The organism is Andreprevotia lacus DSM 23236 (assembly GCF_900176275.1).
Lineage (GTDB): Bacteria > Pseudomonadota > Gammaproteobacteria > Burkholderiales > Chitinibacteraceae > Andreprevotia > Andreprevotia lacus.
In genome coordinates, this window is record NZ_FWXD01000019.1 from 23338 (window position 1) to 43582 (window position 20245).

The following is a 20245-nucleotide window of genomic DNA, read 5'->3' on the forward strand; positions in this document are numbered from 1 at the left end:
TTTGTTTGTGGCATGGGCCAACAAAGGCAGCTTCCCGGCGGGTGCTCACGTTGAGGCCCGCGAACCCATATTGCTTGTGAAATGAAGAGGATATGACCATGCGTAGTTTTGATTTTGCCCCCATCTACCGTTCCGCCATCGGCTTTGACCGCATTGCCCATCTGTTTGACGAAGCGCTGCGTGCCGAGCAGGCACCAAGCTATCCGCCGTACAACATCGAGCTGGTGACCGAGGACGAATACCGCATCACCATGGCGGTGGCCGGTTTCAACCGTGCCGAGCTGGATCTGGAAGTGGCCAACGAAGTGCTGAAGGTCAGCGGCCGCAAGCAACGCGGCGACAAGCGCCCGACCTATCTGCACAACGGCATTGCCGCACGCGATTTCGAGCACAGCTTCCGCCTGGCCGACCATGTGCGCGTGGTGGGCGCCAGCCTGGAAAACGGCCTGCTCAACATTGAGCTCAAGCGCGAAGTGCCTGAGGCACTGAAGCCGCGCAAGATCATCATCGGCAACGAGCCGACGGTGCAACTGCTGCAGCAAGCGGCCTGATACGGCATAGCGCACTGCCAGCAAAAAGCCGGGCCTGTGGCCCGGCTTTTTCACGTCATTGGTCGGCAAAGCGCACGGCGATCTGCCTGCGCTCTACCTCGTCGGCCAGCAAAGCGGCCACGCACTCGCCATCCAGCCGGCCAGCACAGACTTCCTGCTGCAGCTCGGCAGCCACGTCGGCCTCGCGCCACGCGTGTTTATAGGGGCGGCGATTGCTCAGCGCATCGTATACATCGGCCACCGCAACGATGCGCGCCTCGAGCGGTATCTGCGCCATGGTCAGGCCACGCGGATAGCCCGAGCCGTCGCCGCGCTCGTGATGGCCGGCCACCACGTTGCGCATCACCTGCAGGGCAAGTCCGTCGGTCAGGCCCAGGCTGTCCACCATTTGCTCGATCAGCGTTTCTCCGATCTCGACATGCCGGCGCATGATGGCCCACTCCTCGTCATCCAGCGGGCCGGGCTTGAGCAAGACCCGATCCGGGATGCCCACCTTGCCGATATCGTGCAACGGCGCAAACAGATGCAGGTACTCGATGAATTCGTCCGGCAAGCCGTGGCGCGGCGCCAAGGCCCGCCCCATCAGCCGCGCATAGGCGGCCATGCGCTCCAGATGCTGGCCGGTTTCCACATCGCGGATGCGAGCGAGGCCGCTGGCCACATGCACGGTGCCGATCAGGCCGCGCACCGTGCGCAGCTGTAGCAGATAGAGCTGGGCGATCAGGTCGGCAAACACGTCGAGAAAGCGCGTCACCTCGCTGTCGAAACCGTCCGGCTCGGTGGAATCGAAAAACAGGAAAGCCGCCAGCTCCGTCCCCTGGTACACCGGAATGGTATAGCTGGCGCGATAGCCCTGCTCGCGCAGCCATTGTGTGTGGGTGCTGTCACTGTCATTGAAGGTGTGCGCCACATCGCGCACCAGCCGCGTTTGCCGCAGGCTGGCCAGCTGCAGCAGCGAGGGCACATCGTGCAGACGTGCCTCATAGGCGATCAGTGCCTGACCGTTGCGGTTGCTGCTGGCAAAGGTCTTGAGCATGTCGCTGGGCGGGTCGTAAATCGCCATCGCCACCCGGTGCACTTGCGGGTAGCGCAGCGCAATCACCGCGTGCACGGCCTCGACACGCTCGGTCAGGCTGCGCGCGCTGGGCCCGAGCGTGTGGTACACGTCGTCGCCGGGCGGGATGGACATTCCGCTTCCGTTCATTTCATCACATCGCTTCATGGATGCATGTTAGCGTCTGCTGATACAAGCAACCTTGCGCCAGATCAGTGTTGGTGCGGCGGCACCAGTCTTGCGGGCGCCGTCACCCTGACTCCATATTAGCCGTCATCCGGCGTTTACCCAGCTGCCAGCATTCACACCTGGCCTGCCGTGTGCACATAGGCGGTCCAGCCCATGCTGCCGCATGACAAACGGCCGGATGCCCCGACCATTTGTGCATTGCGCGGGCGGCCATGCCGCCCTGCCAGTAGCGCCTAGTCCACCGTCACCTGCACCGGCGTGGCACTGACCACGTGATCCCAGCCATTGGCATCCACGCCATCAATCACCACCAGATACAGGCTGTGTGACCCCTTGGACAGGCCGCCGGTATTGAGCTTGACCTGGATATCGCCGTTCCAGCTCGTCCAGTCCTGCAGCTCGCGCACGCTGGCGCCCTGCAGGTCGACACTATCGCGCAGCTCTACCCGCTTCCAGCCAGCTTCGCCGTCATTGCCGACCAGCACGCGGCTGTCATCTGAATACAGCTCGCGCACTTGCGGCTTGGGCAGTGCATTGTCCACACCATCTTCGATCTGGCCGAAATTGCCGAAGTAGTTCTGCTCGACAAAGTAGCGCAGGCGCAGCGTCGGGTCGGCGTAGATGGTTTCCGGCTGCTTGTTCTGGCTGATGTAGGTGTGGCCGTTCTTGTGTACGCGGGTAATCAGCTTGCCATCGGCCTGGCCCTGCGTACCGGTGAACACCAGCATTTCCAGCAGCGCCCAGTCACCATTGGTGTCGGCGGCCTTGCCACCCCAGTAGGTGCTGCCATTGGTGGCCGAGCGGTTGATGATGGTCAGTACGTCCATGCCCTGCCAGTTGTGCACCTTGATTTCGCATGCACCGTCGCTCACCGAGTCTTCCCAGTTGATGCGCTCGTGCTTCCACTGGTAGCTCTTGGTATAAGGCTGGCCATCCAGCAACAGCACGTTGCGCACCCAGTGCGCCTTGTAGATGTAGCGCTGCTCGGGGATGGGGAAGCCCACATCGAAGCGACGGGTGGCGTTGTAGTTCTGGCTGTCCTCCGGGGTATAGAGCACCTTGCCGCGCACCGGGTCGATGCGCACCGAGGTCGGCCCGCCCAGCTTGTTGAAGGTCCAGCCGTTACCGCTGGGCATCAGCACCCCGTCGGCCACGGTCTCGATCGGACCGCCTGCACCACCCAGGAAAGTTTTGCTGACATTGTTGCTGCCATAGTTGCCCGGCAGGGTGACCAGATCGCCATGCCGGTACGCGCCGCCGGCAGCTACCGGCGTCGGCGTGACCGTCGGCGTGGGTGTTGCGGTGGGCGGCAGCGTGGGGATGGCCGTCGGTGGCGCCGTCGGCACCGGGGTGCTGGTCGGGATGGCGGTAGGCGCTACGGTTGGGGCCAGCGTTGGCGGCAATGTAGGCAGCGGAGTCGGCACCGCGGTGGGCTTGGGTGTCGCAGTAGGACGTGGTGTTGCGGTAGGCCGAGGGGTTGCCGTTGGCCTTGGTGTTGCAGTCGGCTTCGGTGTCGCAGTCGGCTTGGGCGTGACGGTCGGCCTGGGGGTTGCAGTGGGTTTGCGGGTCACACGCGTGCTGGCCGGCGGCGTCACGCCGTCAACCACGGCCGTGTCTACCCGTTGCCAGAGTGCCGGCACGGCGGCCGGGTTCCAGCCTGCGCCAACATATGCGGTGTGGCTGACTCGTGCCTTGTATTCGTGCCCCTGATACTGCACCACGCTATCGATGCCGTAGCTGGCGCCCTCTGTCCATTCAGCGGGTGCGGCCAGTGCCGAAGCGGCGAGCAACAAGCCGGCCATCAGGCCCGCGCAGCGGGCTGCGGCTTTTTGTAATGTGAACATGCACATCCTTCCCTGACGTTAGGCTGCCACGCAGCGTATTTGTCATGGTAAAGACATGTGCCGGCAGGTAAAGGTGGCAGCAGGGAATAATTGCAGCGGCAAGCGCGGCGGCATGGTGCGGGTATTGCCCGTGCGTCAGCGCTTTGCCCGCCCGCGCCGGGACAGGTGCTGGTGCGTACTTATTCTTACCAGACGAGATGCCGAAGGGGCCGCAGCTGGCAGCAGTAAAGGCCGTAAAACAGTTCGATCCCGGCTGTCTGGCACGCCCAAGCCGGCGGACCAGAGGCCACCAATGGCTGACAACAGACTTAAAAAATTGCCGCGTCGCTGCAGCGAGCGGACCAGACGTCCAGCGCGCCGGATTGATGCATATTAACCATACCGATCAGTACGGATGAGCCATCCATCCACACCGCTTGATGCGGCGCGCACACCTGCAGTCTTGCTCGTGACGCAAAACCCGCCACCACCCCGCAAAAGGGGGGCGTTATATCCATTTAACTACGGGATACAGCGGCCTCAGCGCAGCACCCTCAAGCCGGCACCGCCAGCGCCCGCTGCCGGGCAATGGCGGCCACACCATACGGGGCCAGCGCCCAGCGTGCACCGGCACCAGCGGTTTTCAGGGCTGCCTGCAAGGCCAGCTGCTGCAATACCCCCAGGCGTGGCGCCTGCAGCAGCTCGGCCGCCCATGGTGGCAGCAGTTGATAGGCCGCCTGGATGAAGACCTGGCTGGCGCTGCGCGGGGTAAAACTGTTGAGCACGCGGATGACCTCGTGCGTGCGCTCCGATGCCAACAGTTGCCCGCGCTGCGCGGCCAGATATGCGGCCATGGCAGCGCGGTTGGTCGGCACATCAGTGGCGCCCAGCTTGATGGCGACCTGTGCCATTTCGGCGTAGTAACGGTCTTGCTCGGCCCCGCTCAGGCGCGGGTCGACATGAGTGAGATAGGCTTGCAGAAAGCTGGATACCTCGCTGGCGTGCACCCAGGTCAGCAGGTCGCCGTCTTCGGCCGAATAGGCGCTGCCGTCCGGCGCCACGCCGCGCACGCGGGTGTGGATGTGCCGCACGTGGGCGATGGTCTGCTCGGCCAGCGCGGTGCCGCCATAGGTGGTGCAGCTGATGAAGAAGGAGGTACGGCCCAGCCGGCCTTTGAGGTCTTCGCGGAAGTTGGAGTGGTCCCACACCCCGGCCAGCGCACGCGGATGCAGCGCCTGCAGCATCAGCGCTGCCACGCCGCCTATCATCATGGCGGTGAAGTCCTGATGGATGCGCCAGCACACCGCATCCGGCCCGAACAGGCCGGGGTCGCCCGCCGGCACTGAAAAATCCACCGCCGGCGCACCATTACGCGTGACCGAACGAATCTGCTCAAACAAATACCGTCGCAGCATGCTGCGGCCACCCCCGCGTAAACCAATGGCCGCAGCGTAGCAGAAGCCGGCTCACGCGGCACTTGCCGGCGCGGGCCGCCATCGCCTATCGTGGCTGCGCCCGCCCAACAGCCCTCGTTGCCATCGTGTCCGACCCCAACAGCCCCCTCGCCCGTCAAGAGTACGCACGCCGCTTCAACCGCGTGCTCGATCACATCGACCAGCATCTGGCCGAGCCGATCGATCTGGCACAACTGGCGGATGTAGCGCATTTCTCGCGCTTTCACTTTCACCGGCTGTTTGCAGCCTGGATGGGCGAAACGCTGGGCGACTATCTGCGCCGCCGCCGGCTGGAGCGCGGCACCTTCTTGCTGAGCTGCCAGCCCGAGCTGAATGTGCTGTCTGTAGCACTGGCCTGCGGCTTTGGCTCGGGCGAGGCGTTTGCGCGCGCGTTCAAGCTGCACTTCGGCAGCACGCCCACCGCATGGCGCGCTGCAGCCGCCGTGCGGCGCGAAGCAGCAAAGCGCAATCCTGATCAGGCCGCCCGCAATGACGATCAGGCCCCGCAATGGCCACCAGCGCATCATGGCTGCGCTGACCAACACACTGCGGAGCCTTCCGATATGCAAGTCCAACTGAGCAACCTCAAGCCGGTGCGCGTGGCCTACCAGCGCCACATCGGCCCCTACGGCCCGGCCATTACTGCCTTCTGGCAACAGCGCGTTACCCCGTGGCTGCAATCGCACGGGCTGGAGCGGCAAACCTGCTACGGCATCGGCCACGATGCGCCGGATGTGACACCGGCGGCCAAATGCCGCTATGACGCTTGCGTGGCGCTGCCCGACGGCGTTACGCCCAGCGGCAACATCACCACGCTGCCCGGCGGGCGCTATGCGGTGGCCGAGTTCGCCGGCCCGCTGAGCGAAATCCCCGCCGCGTGGACGTGGCTGCTGCGCGACTGGCTGCCCGGCAGCGGGCTGCAATGCGACGACCGCCCGTGCTTTGAGCAGTTCGAGCCGCACGCGGCGTTCGATGCGGCGAGCGGGGTATTCCGCTGCCAACTGTGCATTCCGGTGCGGCCGCTGTAGACCGCTCCACCCTGCTGCCAGCAATACACCGGCACACCGGGCGCGCTGCCTGCGCCCGGTGTGCCTTGCCTGCAGCAACTGGCTTTGCTGGCAACGCCATTCCTCCATCCAGATGAGTAGCTACGACAGCCCCGCCATGGGGTTGTCTGCCATTTGTACAAAGCAGCGTACCTGCGCATAAAATCGCGGCCCCACCACCGAGGCCACGCCATGCTCAGCTTCCAGATCGACCAGCACCGTTTCAACTGCCGCGCCGCCGCCATCATCGAGCGCGACGGCATGGTGCTGCTGCACCGTGTCGAAGGGGATGATTTCTGGACCTTGCCGGGCGGACGGGTCGAGGCCGGAGAGGATGCGGCTCACACGGTCGAGCGCGAGATGCTCGAGGAACTGGGCATCGCCGTCACCGCCGGCCCGCTGCGCTGTCTGGTGGAAAATTTCTTTGAATACCAGAGCCAGCCCAATCATGAGCTGGGGCTGTACTTCCTCGCCCAGCCGGCCGATCCCGCACAGTTGCAGCCGGGCACGGGCATGCTGGAGGGGCGCGAGGGCCACCTGCGGCTGGAGTTCGCCTGGTTCACGCGCCAGCAACTTGCGCAACTGGTGGTGCTACCCGGCTGCCTGTACGACATCCTGCTGTCGGGCGATGACCGCTTCCAGCACATCGTCAACCGGGATGCGCCTGGCACCTGAGCCGCCGCAGACAAGCAGTGGTACGGGTGCTATCGTAGCCGCATGAACTACCTTGCCCACATCCTGCTGGCCCAACACAGCGACGAGGCCATGCTGGGCGCGTTGCTGGGCGATTTCGTCAAGATCGCCGATACCCACAGCTATCCGCCCGAAATCGCGCGCGACATCGTGCTGCACCGGCAGGTGGACGAATTTACCGACAGCCACCCGCTGGTGCTGGCCGGCAAGGCGATGTTTGCCGGGCCAGAGCGGCGCTTTGCCGGCATCCTGCTCGATGTGTTCTATGACCACGTGCTGGCCAGTAACTGGGCCAGCTATAGCGACGTGCCGCTGGACGCCTTCATCGCACGCTTTTACGCCACGCTGGAGCGCCACCGCGATATTCTGCCCGAGCGCCTGCAGCAGATGTTGCCATGGCTGATCGGCGAAGACTGGCTGGGCTCCTACCGCGAGTTTGCCGGCGTGGATACCGCGCTGCGCCGCATCGCCACGCGGCTGTCGAAGAACGGCCACCTGCTCACCGATGGCATTGCCGGGCTGCAGACCCACCACATCGCACTGGCCGATGGTTTTGCCGGTTTCTTCCCACAGCTGCAGGATTTTGTGGCGTACACGCGCGCCGGCAGCGAAGCTAGGGCCTGTTAACACTTATTTCGCGCTTGCGCTGGGCTGCAAAAAGGTCAGCTACAAGGCACGCAACGCAGGCAATAACCGGTTATTGCCAAGGCGCGTAACGCCGTAGATGGCCTCTTTGCGGCCCAGCCCTGCGGGTTCGGGGGATTTCGGGCGGTTCGCTGCGTTGCAAACCGCTTGCGGTACCCGTACCGCGGCGCGTTCTGCGCCTTGCGCTCCATCCCGAACTACCCCGAACGCAAGCGTGAAATAAGTGTTAACAGGCCCTAGCCGTTGACACTGCTGAGCTTGCGCAGCGAATCGGCCAGGTTTTCCACCCGCAAGCGGGTGTCGCCCACCAGATGGCTGATTTTCTCGGCCGAGCCGGCTGATTGCTCGGCCAGCTTGCGCACTTCATCGGCCACCACGGCAAAACCCCGCCCCACCTCGCCGGCCCGCGCAGCCTCGATGGCGGCGTTGAGCGCCAGCAGGTTGGTTTGTGAAGCAATCTGGTTGATCACCTCGATGATGTGCTTGATCTGGTCGGTAGACCCCAGCACCTCGGTCATTTCCTCGTTGGTCACGCGCTGGGCCTCGACCTTGGCGCTGACATCGGCCCCATAGGCGGCCACGCAACGGATGCCGCCCTCGCCGTCCGGGATGGGGCTGAGCGAGCCGTTGAAATGGTGTTGTTCCTCGTTGGCGCCCAGCAAGATGTACTCGCCCACCACCTGCTCGCCGCGCAGCAACTGCTGATAGCCCTGCTCGCCAACGATCTGCTGCAAGGTGCGCGTGCGTTGCAACAGATCGGGCAGGCTGCGATACCCCAGGTGCTTGATGATGTAGTCGTTGGCATCAACCAGCTTGCCGGAGGTGTCGAACTCACCCACGCCATTGTGCAGGCCGATGGCGTCGAGGCGCTTGGTGTATTCGACCGCCCGCTCCTTGGTCTGCGAGATGTCGGTCTGCACGCAGATGTGGTTGATGACCTTGCCGCTCGCGTCGGTCACCGCGTTGAGGCTGACCGAGACCCAGTAGTGCTTGCCGCCCTTGCCATAGAACAGCAGCTCGTCGAAAAAGGGTTGGTGGTTATCCAGCGCCTGCTTGAAGCGCCGGAATACTTCCGCATCGGTAGCCGGCCCCTGCAGCGCATCTCCCAGCCGCGTGCCCAGTGTTTCGGCAATGCTGTAGCCGGACATGTGCGCATAGCCCCGGTTGGCAAACACGACCACCCCTTGCGCATCGGTGACCAGCGCCGCGCTGTCGGTGCCGTCCACCACCAGTGACATCAGCCGCGCCTGCTCGCGCTGCTGCACTTCGCGGGTGATGTCGCTGGCGTATTTCACCACCTTGATCACCTGTCCGTCCGGCGTGCGGATGGGGTTATAGGTGGCGTGTATCCACACCTGCTTCTTGCCCTTGGCCAGCCGGCAGTATTCCGAGGTCTGGTATTCGCCACGGCGCAGCCTGTCCCAGAATTGCTGGTATTCGGGGCTGCCGGATTCGCGCGGGTCGACAAACAGGCGATGGTGCTGGCCTTTCACCTCGGCCAGCGTATACCCCATCAGCTGCAGGAAATTGTCGTTGGCATCGATGATGGTGCCGTCGGGGCTGAACTCGATCACCGCCTGTGCGCGGCGGATGGCGGCAATCTGCGAGGCGTAGTCCGCGTTGCGCAGCACGTCCTCGGTCACATCCGAGGCAAACTTGATCACCCGGCTGACCTTGCCACCGGCCATGATGGGCACATAGGACGCCTGTATCCACACGTCGTGACCGTCCTTGGCGATGCGGCGAAAACGCGCCGTCTGTGCCTCGCCCTGGCGCAGCTTGTCCCAGAAGCGCGCATATTCGGCGCTGGCCGCTTCCTTTGGGTCAACAAAAATCCGGTGGTGCTGGCCGCGTATCTCGCTGAGCTGATAACCCATCAGGCGCAGAAAGATGTCGTTGGCCTCGTCGATGGTGCCATCCACCCGGAACTGGATCACCGCCTGGGCCGCATTGAGTGCGCTCACGATATCGGCAGCGCCACGCCCCCCGAACAGATTGGCCAGCATAGATTTCCCCTGCAGAAAAACCCCGCCACGCACCCAGGCAGCATGGCCCACACGGCGCCAACAACAGTCTGTCGCGGCGCTGATTCACTTGATTATATGAACCGGTCTCAGGATCGCCAGCGAATATGCCAACACCATGAGGCCTGCGGGGTGACGCTGCGATCTGGAGGCGGTTGCACACGAAAATGCCGGATCTGGGGTCATTCATGGCACGGGCAAATGGTGCGGGCGCCCTTGCGACAGCGCGGGAAAAACGCGGCACAAGGCCAGGGAAGGTCGCAGCGTCAGCGGCAGAACCCGGGGATGGCCTGCACTGCCGGGGATGTGATGCCGCGGGCCCGTCGGGCGCCGGGACGAAAAAAAACCTCCCGGCGAACCGGGAGGTTTCAGTACTGCGAACTACGGTTTGATTACTGGCGGATCTTGCTCAGCGCAGTCATCAGGGTAGCAGTGCTGTCGTCACCGTCGAGCGACCAGCTGAACATACCGCCCAGACCGTTGGCCTTGGTGTAGTCGATCTTGGTCTGGATGACTTCCGGCGTGTCGTACGACCAGAAGGTGCTGCCGTCGAACTTCCACGACTGCTTGGTCACCGGGTGGACGTAGATCGTACCAGCGGCGTTCTTCAGGACCTTGAAGTCTTCGATACCGTTTTCATAGGTGCCGTGTGCCGGTGTGGTGGCTTGTTGATACAGGCCGTTGTTCACATTCGGTACACCGGTCCAGCCACGGCCGTAGAACGGCACGCCCAGCGAGATCTTGCTGGCCGGCAGACCTGCAGCAACCAGGTTCTTCACAGCGTCGTCGATGTTGTAGTACGAAGCAACACCGCGCTGGCCGGTCTTCGGATCCAGATAGTTCGGGCCGTTCGGGTCCACATACAGGTTCGAGTGGAAGTCGGTCTTCGCAGCAGCATTGGCGTGGTTTTCGCCTGCAGCGTCCATGTAGGACGTGCTGGTGTATTCCCAACCACCGTGGAAGTCGTACGTCATCAGGTTGACGAAGTCGAAGTACTGAGCGTAGTTGACCGGCTCGGTATTGTCGATCTTGTCCTTGCCTGCCGACAGGGCTGCGGTCAGGTAGTAGTGCTTGTTACCGTTGGCAGCACCCAGCGCGTTCAGCTGCGTGCGGAATTCCTTCATCAGCAGCGTGAAGTTTTGCTTGTCGGCTGCGCTGAAGGTGTTGTACGGCTGACCGCCACCGCCCGGGAATTCCCAGTCGATGTCCACGCCATCAAACACGCCGGCCAGCGAACCTGCACCGCCACGGCCGCTATACGAAGGCAGGTTGCCCTTGATATAGATGTCCAGGCACGACGAAACCAGTTGCTTGCGCAGTGCGTCGGTAGCCGAAGCTGCCGAGAACCACTTGGACCAGGTCCAGCCGCCCAGCGAGATGAAGACCTTCAGGTTCGGGAACTTGCCCTTCAGTGCCTTCAGTTCACCGAAGTTACCAGCCAGCGGCGAATCCCATGTGTACGGCTTGCTCGGGTCGACCAGGCGAGCCGGAGTGCGGCCGTAGTCAGCCCATGCGTCGCCGCCGGTACCGGCGTCGGCTGCGTTCGGGTTGGTTGCACCTTGCTCGAGTTTGTCGATGCCGGCGCCGCATTCGTAACCACCGTTCTTCTGGTAGATGTTGCCGAAGGCGTAGTTGACATAAGTCATCTTGGCGGCGGAGCCGTTGGAGACGAAGTCAGCCACTTCGAATGCACGGCCATACACGCCCCACTGAGCGAAGTACGAACCGAGTTCCTTGCCGCCAGCCGACGGTGTCGGGGTAGCAGTCGGGACGCCGGTGGTCGGGATCGGAGTAGCGGTCGGCTTCGGTGTAGCGGTCGGAGTACCCGGGACCGGAGTTGCGGTCGGGGTGCTGGTGACCGGAACCGGGGTAGCAGTCGGCTTCGGTGTAGCGGTCGGGGTGCTGGTGACCGGAACCGGGGTAGCAGTCGGCGTACCGCCGTTGCAGGGGCCGTTGTCGGTCCACGGCTGGCCATCACCGGTGCTGGACGACGGCACGTTGCCTTGTGTCCACCACTTGGCGGTGTAGTTGCGACCGTTGTAGGTCACTTGCGCGCCGCCGTTGTACGAGGTGCTGGCGCTCCACACTTGGTAGCAGCTGCTGGACGGAGCCGGGGTCGCTGTCGGAGCGGTAGTCGGAGCCGCAGTCGGCTTCGGTGTCGCTGTCGGTGCGTTGGTGACCGGAACCGGTGTAGCGGTCGGGGCGGCTGTCGGGGCCGGGGTTGCAGTCGGTGTGGAACCGCTGCTCACGCCCAGATCCTTCCACAGGGTCGGGGTGGAGGACGGAGTCCAGCCAGCACCAACATAAGCGGTGTGGGTCACGAGGGCCTGGTAATCGTGGCCGTTGTAGCTCACGTAGGTACCAGCGGTGTAGGTATTGCCTTCTTGCCAAGCCGGGTATGCAGCATAGGCGCTGACTGCCAGCAACGCTGCGGGCAGCGCGGCCAGAGCAAATCGATTGAATTGCATCATACGGTCTCCGTCCATCATCTTTTTTAGGTGGTAATTCAAACGCATCACCGTTGCGTCCGACTCGCCCAAGAAAGTAAGCATTACGAAAGCAATGCGGTATTTCCTGCACGCCCCAACTGGTTGGCCGGGGTCACACGCCACGATGGGGGTCATTTCTGCCCGCAGCCCGTTTTTGTGTCAATACCCTTGGCCACTACTTTTTCGTGAGCTGCGGCACAGCATTTTTTTCTTGCGGTTTTGACTACAGAAAACCCCTTATTTTCGATTGACGCATTGCAACAATTACCTAAAAACCAGCCTTTGAACCAAGAAAATCAATAGTTCTTTATTTATTGCAATGCAACATAAACTACTGCTGTTGTACGTAATAATGCTTCATGGTTTGTAGTTTTCTACAAAAAACTACACAAAAAATTTCAGAAAAGTACAGCTAGTCACCCGTATTTGCGCTGCAACATTGCATAAGCATTTTATTATTTGTCTAAAACAAAACAAACAACGAAAGAATTAAAAAAGAATCAGAAAGAAATATTCAATAAATTGGTCTTATTGATTGCACGGCAATGCGCTTGTCGCCATGCAGCCGGAATGGCCTGCGTGCGGTGGCCACCGGGGGCGCGCCGGTTAAATTTTCACAAAAACACCACAAAACACCATTTGTTGAAAATTATTTTCTTGTGGCATGGCATGAAGCAACGTAGCCTAGGCAGCAGACTAGCTGGCCCGCTCCGGGCCAACCCGGAGTGCATGTGACCCACCTTCAAGCCCCTGCATCTGCCCTGCCGCTGGACCCCTGCGGCAAGGGGCTGGGTGCGTTTGCCACCGGCCAGACCGGCAACAATGCAGCCAGCCTGCAATGGAACATCCTGCGCGAGGACGTGAGCCTGCCGGTGGCGGTACTGCGCGAGGCACGCATCGAACACAATCTGCAGTGGATGCGCCGCTTTATCGATGCCTATGGCGTCAAGCTCGCCCCCCACGGCAAGACCACCATGAGCCCGGCCTTGTTCCGGCGCCAGCTCGCGTCCGGCGCATGGGGCATTACCCTCGCCACTGCGCCGCAGACGCAGGCAGCCTATCACCACGGTGTGCGCCGCGTAATGCTGGCCAACCAGCTGGTGGGCCGCGCCAATATGGCCATCATCGCCCGCCTGCAGGCCGACCCCGGTTTTGATTTCTGTTGCATCGTCGACAGCGCCGCCAATGTAGATCAGTTGGGCCGCTTTTTTGCCGAAGCCGGCCAGACGCTCAAGGTATTGCTTGAGCTGGGCGTGCCCGGCGGGCGTACCGGCGTGCGCAACGCCGATGAAGAAGCCGCCGTGCTGGCCGCCATCGCGCGCTGGCCGCAAGCGCTGGCGCTGTGCGGTGTGGAGTTGTATGAAGGCGTGCTCAAGGACGAAGCCGCCATCCGTGCGCTGCTGCGCCGTGGCGTGACCACCCTGCAAGGACTGCAGCAGCAAGGACAACTGGCCGACGGCACCGCCATCCTCACCGGCGCTGGCTCGGCCTGGTTCGACGTGGTGGCCGAGGAATGGCGTGATGCTGATATCGGCCGCCCGCTGGACGTGGTGCTGCGCCCCGGCTGCTACCTCACCCACGATGTGGGTATCTATAAAGCAGCGGAAACGCGCATCCAGACCAACAACCCGGTGGCGCGCGACATGCACGCCAGCCTGCTGCCGGCGCTGCAGGTATGGGCCTATGTGCAATCGCGGCCCGAACCCCACCTGGCCATCATCGGCCTCGGCAAGCGCGATGCCGCCTTCGATGCCGGCCTGCCCGTGCCCGCCAGCTACTACCGCCCCGGCACCGCAGCCCCCGGCACCGCACCGGCCCACTGGCAGGTGACAGCCATGATGGACCAGCACGCCTTCATGCAGGTCGATGCCGCCGACGATGTACAGATCGGCGATCTGATCGCCTTCGACATTTCGCACCCCTGCCTCACCTTCGACAAATGGCGCCAGCTGCTGTTGGTCGATGAGGCCGGCAACGTGACCGACGTGGTCGGCACGTACTTCTGAGCACAACCATGCACAGCGATATCGTTTACCACCTGCGTGCCAGCCACGCGCAATTGTCGGCCACCGAGCGCAAAGTGGCCGATGCCATCCTCGATGACATTGCCTTTGCCGCCGCCGCCAGCATCGATCAACTGGCCGACAAGGCCGGTGTTAGCATGGCCACCATCTCGCGCTTTGCCAAAGCAGTGAATTGCAGCGACATCCGCGACCTCAAGCGCAAGCTGGCGCAGGCCGGCGCGGTGGGCAGCCGCTTTCTGGCCGACCAGTTGCCCAACCGCGAAGAGCATTCCTTCTATACCCGCATCTGCAACGACATCGAACAGACCTTGCACCGCAACCTGGCCGGTTTTTCCGAGGCGCAGTTCCGCGCGGCCACCGGCCTGCTGAGCGATGCACGCATGATCTATATCGCCGGCATGGGCGGTGGCTCGACCATGCTGGCCGACGAGCTGCAATTCCGGCTGGCGCGGCTGGGCTTTGCCGTGGCCGCCTATCACGACCCGGTGCTGCTGCGCATGATGGCTGCCACCATGACACCGCAGGATGCCTTACTCATCCTCTCGGTCAGCGGCGTTACGCCCGAGCTGCAATCGGCTGCCGATATCGCGCGTGAATACGGTGCGCGCATCGTGGTGATTACCGATCCGGCCTCACCGCTGGCCAGCCGGGCCGATGTGCTGCTGCCGCTGCAGCACGACGAAACCGACTTCATCTACAAGCCGTCGGCATCGCGCTACGCCATGCTGCTGGCCATCGATATCCTCGCCACCGAGCTGGCACTCAGCCGCCGCGACAGCAGCAAGGACTTGCTGCGCCGGGTAAAGCTGGCGCTGGATGACTATCGCGGTGGCGACAACCGCCTGCCACTGGGGGACTAAGCCCGCCATGCAATACGATCTGATCATCCGCAATGTGCAGCTTTACGACGGCAGCGGCAGCACGCCCCATGCTGCCGACGTGGCGGTGCAGGGTGGCCGCATAGCCGCGCTGCAGCGGCGCGATACAGGCAAGCCACTGCCCGCCAGTGCCGGCGTAGTGGTCGATGCCGGCGGGCTGGCATTGGCGCCCGGCTTTATCGACGTGCACACGCATGACGACACCAATGTGATCAGCCAGCCCGACATGCTGCCCAAGATTTCGCAGGGCATCACTACCGTCATCGTCGGCAATTGCGGCATCAGCGCCAGCCCGGTGCTGCTGCGTGGCACACCGCCAGACCCGATGAATCTGCTGGGCGATGCCGATGCGTTTCGCTACCCCTGCTTTGGCGACTACCGCCGCGCGGTCGATGCCGCCCAGCCTGCCGTCAACGTAGCGGCACTGGTGGGCCACACAGCGCTGCGCAACAACCATATGGACCGGCTGGACCGCTGCGCCACGCCGGGCGAGATCAATGCCATGCAGGTGCAACTGCGCGAGGCACTGGAGAACGGTGCACTGGGCCTGTCCAGCGGCCTGGCCTACAGCTCGGCCGTGGCCAGCAGCACCGACGAGGTACAAATGCTGGCCGAGGTGCTGGATGAATACGGCGGCGTGTACACCACCCACCTGCGTACCGAGTTCGACGGCATTCTCGACGCGATGGACGAAGCCTTCACCATTGGCCGCCATGCCAAAGCGCCGGTGATCGTGTCCCACCTCAAGTGTGCCGGGGCCGGCAACTGGGGACGCAGCACCGAGGTGATCCGCAAGCTGGAAGGCGCTGCCGCCAGCCACCCGGTCGGCTGTGACTGCTATCCCTATGCCGCCAGCTCATCGACGCTGGACCTGAAGCAGGTCACCAGCGATTTCGACATCGTGATCACCTGGAGCACGCCGCACCCCGAGATGGGCGGCCGCAAGCTGGCCGACATCGCCATCGAATGGGGCAGCAGCCTGCTGGACACCGCGCGCCAGCTGCAGCCGGCCGGTGCGGTGTATTACGGCATGGACGAGAACGACGTGCGCCATATCCTCGGCCACCCGCTCACCATGGTCGGTTCGGACGGCCTACCCAACGACCCGCTGCCGCACCCGCGCCTGTGGGGCGCCTTTCCGCGCGTGCTGGGCCATTACAGCCGCGATGTGGGCTTGTTCCCGCTGGCCGAGGCCATCCGCAAGATGACCAGCCTGTCGGCCGACCGCTTCGGCCTGGCCGACCGGGGCCGCATTGCGCCGGGGCTGGCCGCCGATCTGGTGCTGTTCGACCCCGCCACGGTACGCGATACCGCCCGCTTCGACGACCCGGCCCGCCCGGCCGAGGGCATCCACGCGGTGTGGGTGAACGGCGTACTCAGCTACCAGCAACAACAACTGACCGGCCACCGCGCCGGGCGTTTCCTGCCGCGCTCACGCGATTTGCGTGCCGGCTTTCATTGATCCGAGGGTACGCAATATGTCCGATATCAAACGTTATGGCGTCGAAGGCGGCAAGGGCACTGGCGGTCAGCATCTGCCCTTTGCCCGCGCGGTCGAAGCCGATGGCTGGCTGCATGTGTCCGGCCAGGTGCCGATGGTAAATGGCGAGATCGTGGAAGGCGGCATCGTCACGCAATCGCACCAGGCCATCCGCAACCTGCTGGCAATCCTGGCCGAAGCCGGCTACGGCCCCGAGCACGTGGTGCGCTGTGGCGTGTGGCTGGATGACCCGCGCGACTTCATGTCGTTCAACCGCGTGTTCATGGAGTACTTCGGCGCCAATCCGCCCGCCCGCGCTTGCGTGGTGTCGAGCATGGTGGTCGACTGCAAGGTCGAAGTCGATTGCGTGGCCTACAAGCGCCCCTGAGCGGAAGGAGAGCGGCAATGCAGATTGCAGCACTGGGCGAATGCATGATCGAGCTGTCGGGCGCACCGCTGCGCAAGACCTATGGTGGCGATACGCTCAACACGGCAGTGTATCTGGCACGGCTGCTGGCCGGCGGCGCTCACGCGGTGCATTACCTGACCGCGCTGGGGCAGGACAACCTGTCTGACGAGCTGCTGGCCGCGTGGCAGGCCGAGGGCATCAACACCGCGCGCGTGGTGCGGCTGGCGGCGCGCCAGCCGGGGTTGTATCTGGTCGAGACCGATGCAGCGGGCGAGCGGCGCTTCCACTACTGGCGCAACGATAGCGCCGCGCGCGCGTGGTTTGCCAGCGGCATCGACTTTGCCACCCTGCTGGCCGGGCTGGATGCGGTGTATCTGTCCGGCATCACCCTGGCGCTGTTTCCGCACTCCGAACGCACCCATCTGATTGCCGCGCTACGTGCGTTCAAGGCGGCCGGTGGCGTGATCTGGTTTGACAACAACTACCGGCCCGCACTGTGGTCACCCGCTGCCGCGCGCGAGGCCTATCCGCAGCTGTATGCACTGGCTGACGTAGCCTTGCTGACCGAGGATGACGACATCGCTGTCTTCGGCCCGGCCGACGCCGACACCATGCTGCAGCGCGCACTGGCTGCCGGTGCTGCCGAAGTGGTCATCAAGCGCGGCAGCCTACCCTGCCTGATTGCCAACGCACAGCAACGCCACGAGGTTGCCCCGGCAGCGGTCAGCCGCGTGGTCGATACCTGCGCGGCTGGTGATTCATTTGCCGCCGGCTACCTCGCCGCGCGCTTGCACGGGCTGGCGCTGCCCGCTGCTGCCGCACAAGGCCACCTGCTGGCCGGCACCGTCATCCAGCACCCCGGCGCCATCATGCCGCAAGCCGCCATGCCGGCCTTGCCCTGAACCAGCCGATTACACATACCTATATAAAGAAAAGGACACGTCATGAAGTACACCAACCCGCAGCGCTCGCTCTACACCTACGCCTGGGACGTGGCCGGCCGCAATGTCGCCGGCTTTGTCGATGAAGTGCTGGCCCACGGCCTGGATGGCGTCAAGCTGGCTGCCAGCTACCACGCCGGCAAGTTCATCCGCCCGCCACGCCCCGGTCAGCTGGGTGGCCGCGTAGTGTTTCCCGAGGACGGCGCGCTGTATTTCGAGCCGACGGTATCGCGCTACAAGACGCTGCCCGCCCACCCGCACAGCGACCCGGCGCAACGCCGCGTGGCCTACGCCCTGGCCGAAGACGGCCGGCTGGCACTGTCGGCGTGGACCATTCTGTTCCACAACTCGAAGCTGGGCGAAGCCCACCCCGAGCTGGTGACGCGCAATGCCTGGGGCGATGGCTATGTGTATGCACTGTGCCCGATGCAGCCGGCGGTGTTCGACTACGGCATCACGCTGGCCACCGACATCGCGCAGACCCTGCCATGGCAAAGCCTGACGCTGGAAAGCCCCGGCTGGGCACCGTATGGCCATGGTTACCACCATGAATTTGCCCAGGTACGCAGCAATGTATGGCTGGATACCATGCTGGGCCTGTGCTTCTGCGATGCCTGTCGCAGCGCCGCCAAGGGCAAGGGCATCGATGCCGATGCACTGGCCGGCCGCGTGCGCACGCGCGTCGATGGCTATCTGAGCGCCAACGTCGATGCAGCCCCCGATCAGGCCGGCGCATGGCTGGCCGCCGATCTGTTCGAGGACACTGAGCTCGCCGCCTTCATCAAGCTGCGCCAGGCCCGCGTGACCGAATTCGTGGCCACCCTGCGCCGTGAAATGAAGCAGGACGTCGCCCTCTACGTCATCCCCACCGTGCAGCGCCCCACCGCGCAGACCTGGCTGGAAGGCAGCGACCTGGCCGCACTGGCACAGGTATCGGACGGCGTGGAAGTGCCCTTCTACGAACCGAACGCCGGCCGCGTGCTGGCCGACGCCGTCGACACCATCCGCCGCATCGGCGACCCGGCCAAGGTGCGCGCCATCCTGCGCCCCGGCGTACCCGACCTGGGCGATGGCGGCGACATCGGCGCCGCCTATCACGGCCTGCAGGCACTCGGCATCAACGCGTTCTCGTTCTACAACTACGGCATGCTGCGGCCGGATGCGCTGGTGAAGTTGCGCGGGCTGGGTTGCAGAAGCATAGTTGGATTATTCACTTCGGCTTAATTGAAAATTTGGTGAGGAAGCAGCTTGGACCAGCTTCCTCCACAAAATCACCAGCACTACTCCAACTTAAATTTTTGGAAATTTTCAAGCACCAGTTTACACGAAAAGGCAAATACATTAAGCCACAACACGTAAAACAAGGTCTAACAATGGAAAACGGCCCCTGTCTTCTTTGCAACAAAGAATCCGAGCTACAGCTAAGCCACATTATTCCTTCATTTGTTTTTCGGTGGTTAAGGGAGTCAGCTGGCAACGGTCATCTCCGCATGGGAACCCAGCCCAACCTGAGAGCACAAGATGGATTAAAGCGTTATTGGCTATGTTCTTCATGCGAAGGAATATTTAGCCAATCAGAAAGATACTTCGCGAACCATATCTTCTATCCATATTTGAAAAACTCTAGCTCTCGGTTTAACTACGATTCGTGGCTCATCCATTTTTGCACCTCCATCTCTTGGCGGGTTCTTTGCTTTTTTCTTACGGAGGGGCACGTAGCCAGCTATCCATCTGCAGCAATTGAGCAGATGAAAAAAGCAGAGATCATTTGGAGAGAACACCTCCTAGGAGAACGCCTACATCCAGGCCCACACCAGCAACACTTACTTCCCATGGACCAAGTAGCAAGTGTACAGGGAAAAATAGCACCAAATATAAACCGCTATCTCATGCGCGCAATTGATATAGATCTATGTCATAGCCATCAGTCAATCTTTACCTACGCAAAATTGGGCCGCTTTATTATTTTAGGCTTTATCTCAGAATCAACACCAAATCGATGGCGCGACACCAAGGTAAATGCAAAAAATGGGACAATCGAGCCAAAATCTTACACTCTTCCGGCCGCCTTCGGCGACTACATCAATCACAAAGCACAAAGAATTTCAATTCTACTTGGCGAAATTTCTGAAAAGCAAAAAAGAAAAATAGATGCTTCATTCAGAAAAAACATCGACAACTATATTGGCAGTGACGCACACAAAGCAATGGTTGCAGACATTGAGCTATTTGGAGAAACCGCGCTAAAATGAAAATAGGAAGTATTCCATTTTTATTTTTTCTTTCAAGGCGAATACTTTTCGCCAGCAGGACACCGAAAAATGGATCCACGGTTTCGGATAAATTATACATTGCCACCCCTACCTCAGCAGTGATATAAACCCTTGTCGGAAAAGGCAGACTTGGTTTGGTAAGCCCAAGTCCTTTCGGTAACGAAAGCTCTGGTCTTTGGCCTCGCGCACAAGATCCCCACGTCGAACATCCAGCCATGTTCGTCCGTGTCGGGTTCCCAAGGTGAGAAACGCTCCGGTCGAACACAGACCCA

General features: G+C 62.4%; 15 protein-coding genes and 2 pseudogenes. 11 read left to right on the forward strand and 6 right to left on the reverse strand.

The genetic code is table 11. The features are described from left to right. Positions 1–98 precede the first annotated feature (98 nt). Positions 99–551: an Hsp20 family protein gene (locus B9A19_RS15065; RefSeq protein ID WP_084091768.1), complete on the forward strand. Its 453-nt coding sequence runs from the start codon at positions 99–101 to the stop codon at positions 549–551. A 55-nt stretch (positions 552–606) separates the two neighbouring features. Here the strand turns inward: B9A19_RS15065 and B9A19_RS15070 are convergent, their stop codons facing one another. The 3 genes from B9A19_RS15070 to B9A19_RS15085 all read right to left on the reverse strand — a co-directional run bounded on the left by B9A19_RS15070 (position 607) and on the right by B9A19_RS15085 (position 5032). Beyond that, complete coding sequence (locus tag B9A19_RS15070) at positions 607–1740, reverse strand: HD-GYP domain-containing protein (RefSeq protein WP_084091675.1); 1134 nt, start codon at positions 1738–1740, stop codon at positions 607–609. Positions 1741–2027: 287 nt separating this feature from the next. Continuing rightward, positions 2028–3638 (reverse strand): carbohydrate-binding protein, encoded by a 1611-nt coding sequence (locus B9A19_RS22630; protein ID WP_176216957.1) that lies wholly within the window; start codon positions 3636–3638, stop codon positions 2028–2030. A gap of 533 nt (positions 3639–4171) precedes the next feature. Further along, a complete protein-coding gene (locus tag B9A19_RS15085; RefSeq protein WP_084091679.1) occupies positions 4172–5032 on the reverse strand; it encodes an oxygenase MpaB family protein in 861 nt (286 codons plus the stop codon). 125 nt (positions 5033–5157) lie between these two features. Here B9A19_RS15085 and B9A19_RS15090 point away from each other — a divergent pair, with 125 nt between their 5' ends. The 3 genes from B9A19_RS15090 to B9A19_RS15100 all read left to right on the forward strand — a co-directional run bounded on the left by B9A19_RS15090 (position 5158) and on the right by B9A19_RS15100 (position 7437). Further along, positions 5158–6099 carry an AraC family transcriptional regulator gene (locus B9A19_RS15090; RefSeq protein ID WP_176216958.1) on the forward strand — a complete coding sequence of 314 codons (942 nt, stop codon included), beginning with the start codon at positions 5158–5160 and terminating at the stop codon, positions 6097–6099. 210 nt (positions 6100–6309) lie between these two features. Then, on the forward strand, positions 6310–6792 hold the full coding sequence (locus B9A19_RS15095) for an NUDIX hydrolase (protein ID WP_084091681.1): 483 nt from the start codon (positions 6310–6312) through the stop codon (positions 6790–6792). A 42-nt stretch (positions 6793–6834) separates the two neighbouring features. Next, positions 6835–7437, forward strand: coding sequence for an acyl carrier protein phosphodiesterase (locus B9A19_RS15100; protein WP_084091683.1), 603 nt, complete (start codon positions 6835–6837; stop codon positions 7435–7437). A gap of 320 nt (positions 7438–7757) precedes the next feature. On the opposite strand, the pseudogene B9A19_RS23470 reads toward B9A19_RS15100, so the two are convergent. The 3 genes and pseudogenes from B9A19_RS23470 to B9A19_RS15110 form a co-directional block, all read right to left on the reverse strand. Then, positions 7758–7973: pseudogene (locus B9A19_RS23470) on the reverse strand (methyl-accepting chemotaxis protein); the annotation flags it as partial. A gap of 381 nt (positions 7974–8354) precedes the next feature. Beyond that, positions 8355–9461: pseudogene (locus B9A19_RS23350) on the reverse strand (PAS domain-containing protein); the annotation flags it as partial. Positions 9462–9871: 410 nt separating this feature from the next. After that, complete coding sequence (locus tag B9A19_RS15110; protein WP_373278026.1) at positions 9872–11950, reverse strand: glycosyl hydrolase family 18 protein; 2079 nt, start codon at positions 11948–11950, stop codon at positions 9872–9874. A 749-nt stretch (positions 11951–12699) separates the two neighbouring features. Here B9A19_RS15110 and B9A19_RS15115 point away from each other — a divergent pair. From B9A19_RS15115 to B9A19_RS22635, 7 genes are read left to right on the forward strand one after another with little or no spacing between them, the layout of a single operon-like run. Continuing rightward, positions 12700–13974 (forward strand): amino acid deaminase, encoded by a 1275-nt coding sequence (locus B9A19_RS15115; protein WP_084091774.1) that lies wholly within the window; start codon positions 12700–12702, stop codon positions 13972–13974. Between the two features lie 8 nt (positions 13975–13982). Beyond that, on the forward strand, positions 13983–14852 hold the full coding sequence (locus B9A19_RS15120) for a MurR/RpiR family transcriptional regulator (protein WP_084091687.1): 870 nt from the start codon (positions 13983–13985) through the stop codon (positions 14850–14852). Between the two features lie 7 nt (positions 14853–14859). Beyond that, on the forward strand, positions 14860–16332 hold the full coding sequence (locus B9A19_RS15125) for an N-acyl-D-amino-acid deacylase family protein (RefSeq protein ID WP_084091689.1): 1473 nt from the start codon (positions 14860–14862) through the stop codon (positions 16330–16332). Between the two features lie 16 nt (positions 16333–16348). Next, on the forward strand, positions 16349–16738 hold the full coding sequence (locus tag B9A19_RS15130; RefSeq protein ID WP_084091691.1) for a RidA family protein: 390 nt from the start codon (positions 16349–16351) through the stop codon (positions 16736–16738). 17 nt (positions 16739–16755) lie between these two features. After that, entirely contained in the window at positions 16756–17661 is a 906-nt protein-coding gene (locus tag B9A19_RS15135; RefSeq protein ID WP_084091693.1) for a sugar kinase, read from the forward strand. A gap of 42 nt (positions 17662–17703) precedes the next feature. Further along, positions 17704–18924 (forward strand): hypothetical protein, encoded by a 1221-nt coding sequence (locus B9A19_RS15140; RefSeq protein ID WP_084091695.1) that lies wholly within the window; start codon positions 17704–17706, stop codon positions 18922–18924. 11 nt (positions 18925–18935) lie between these two features. Beyond that, on the forward strand, positions 18936–19952 hold the full coding sequence (locus B9A19_RS22635) for a hypothetical protein (RefSeq protein WP_176216959.1): 1017 nt from the start codon (positions 18936–18938) through the stop codon (positions 19950–19952). Positions 19953–20245: the final 293 nt, after the last annotated feature.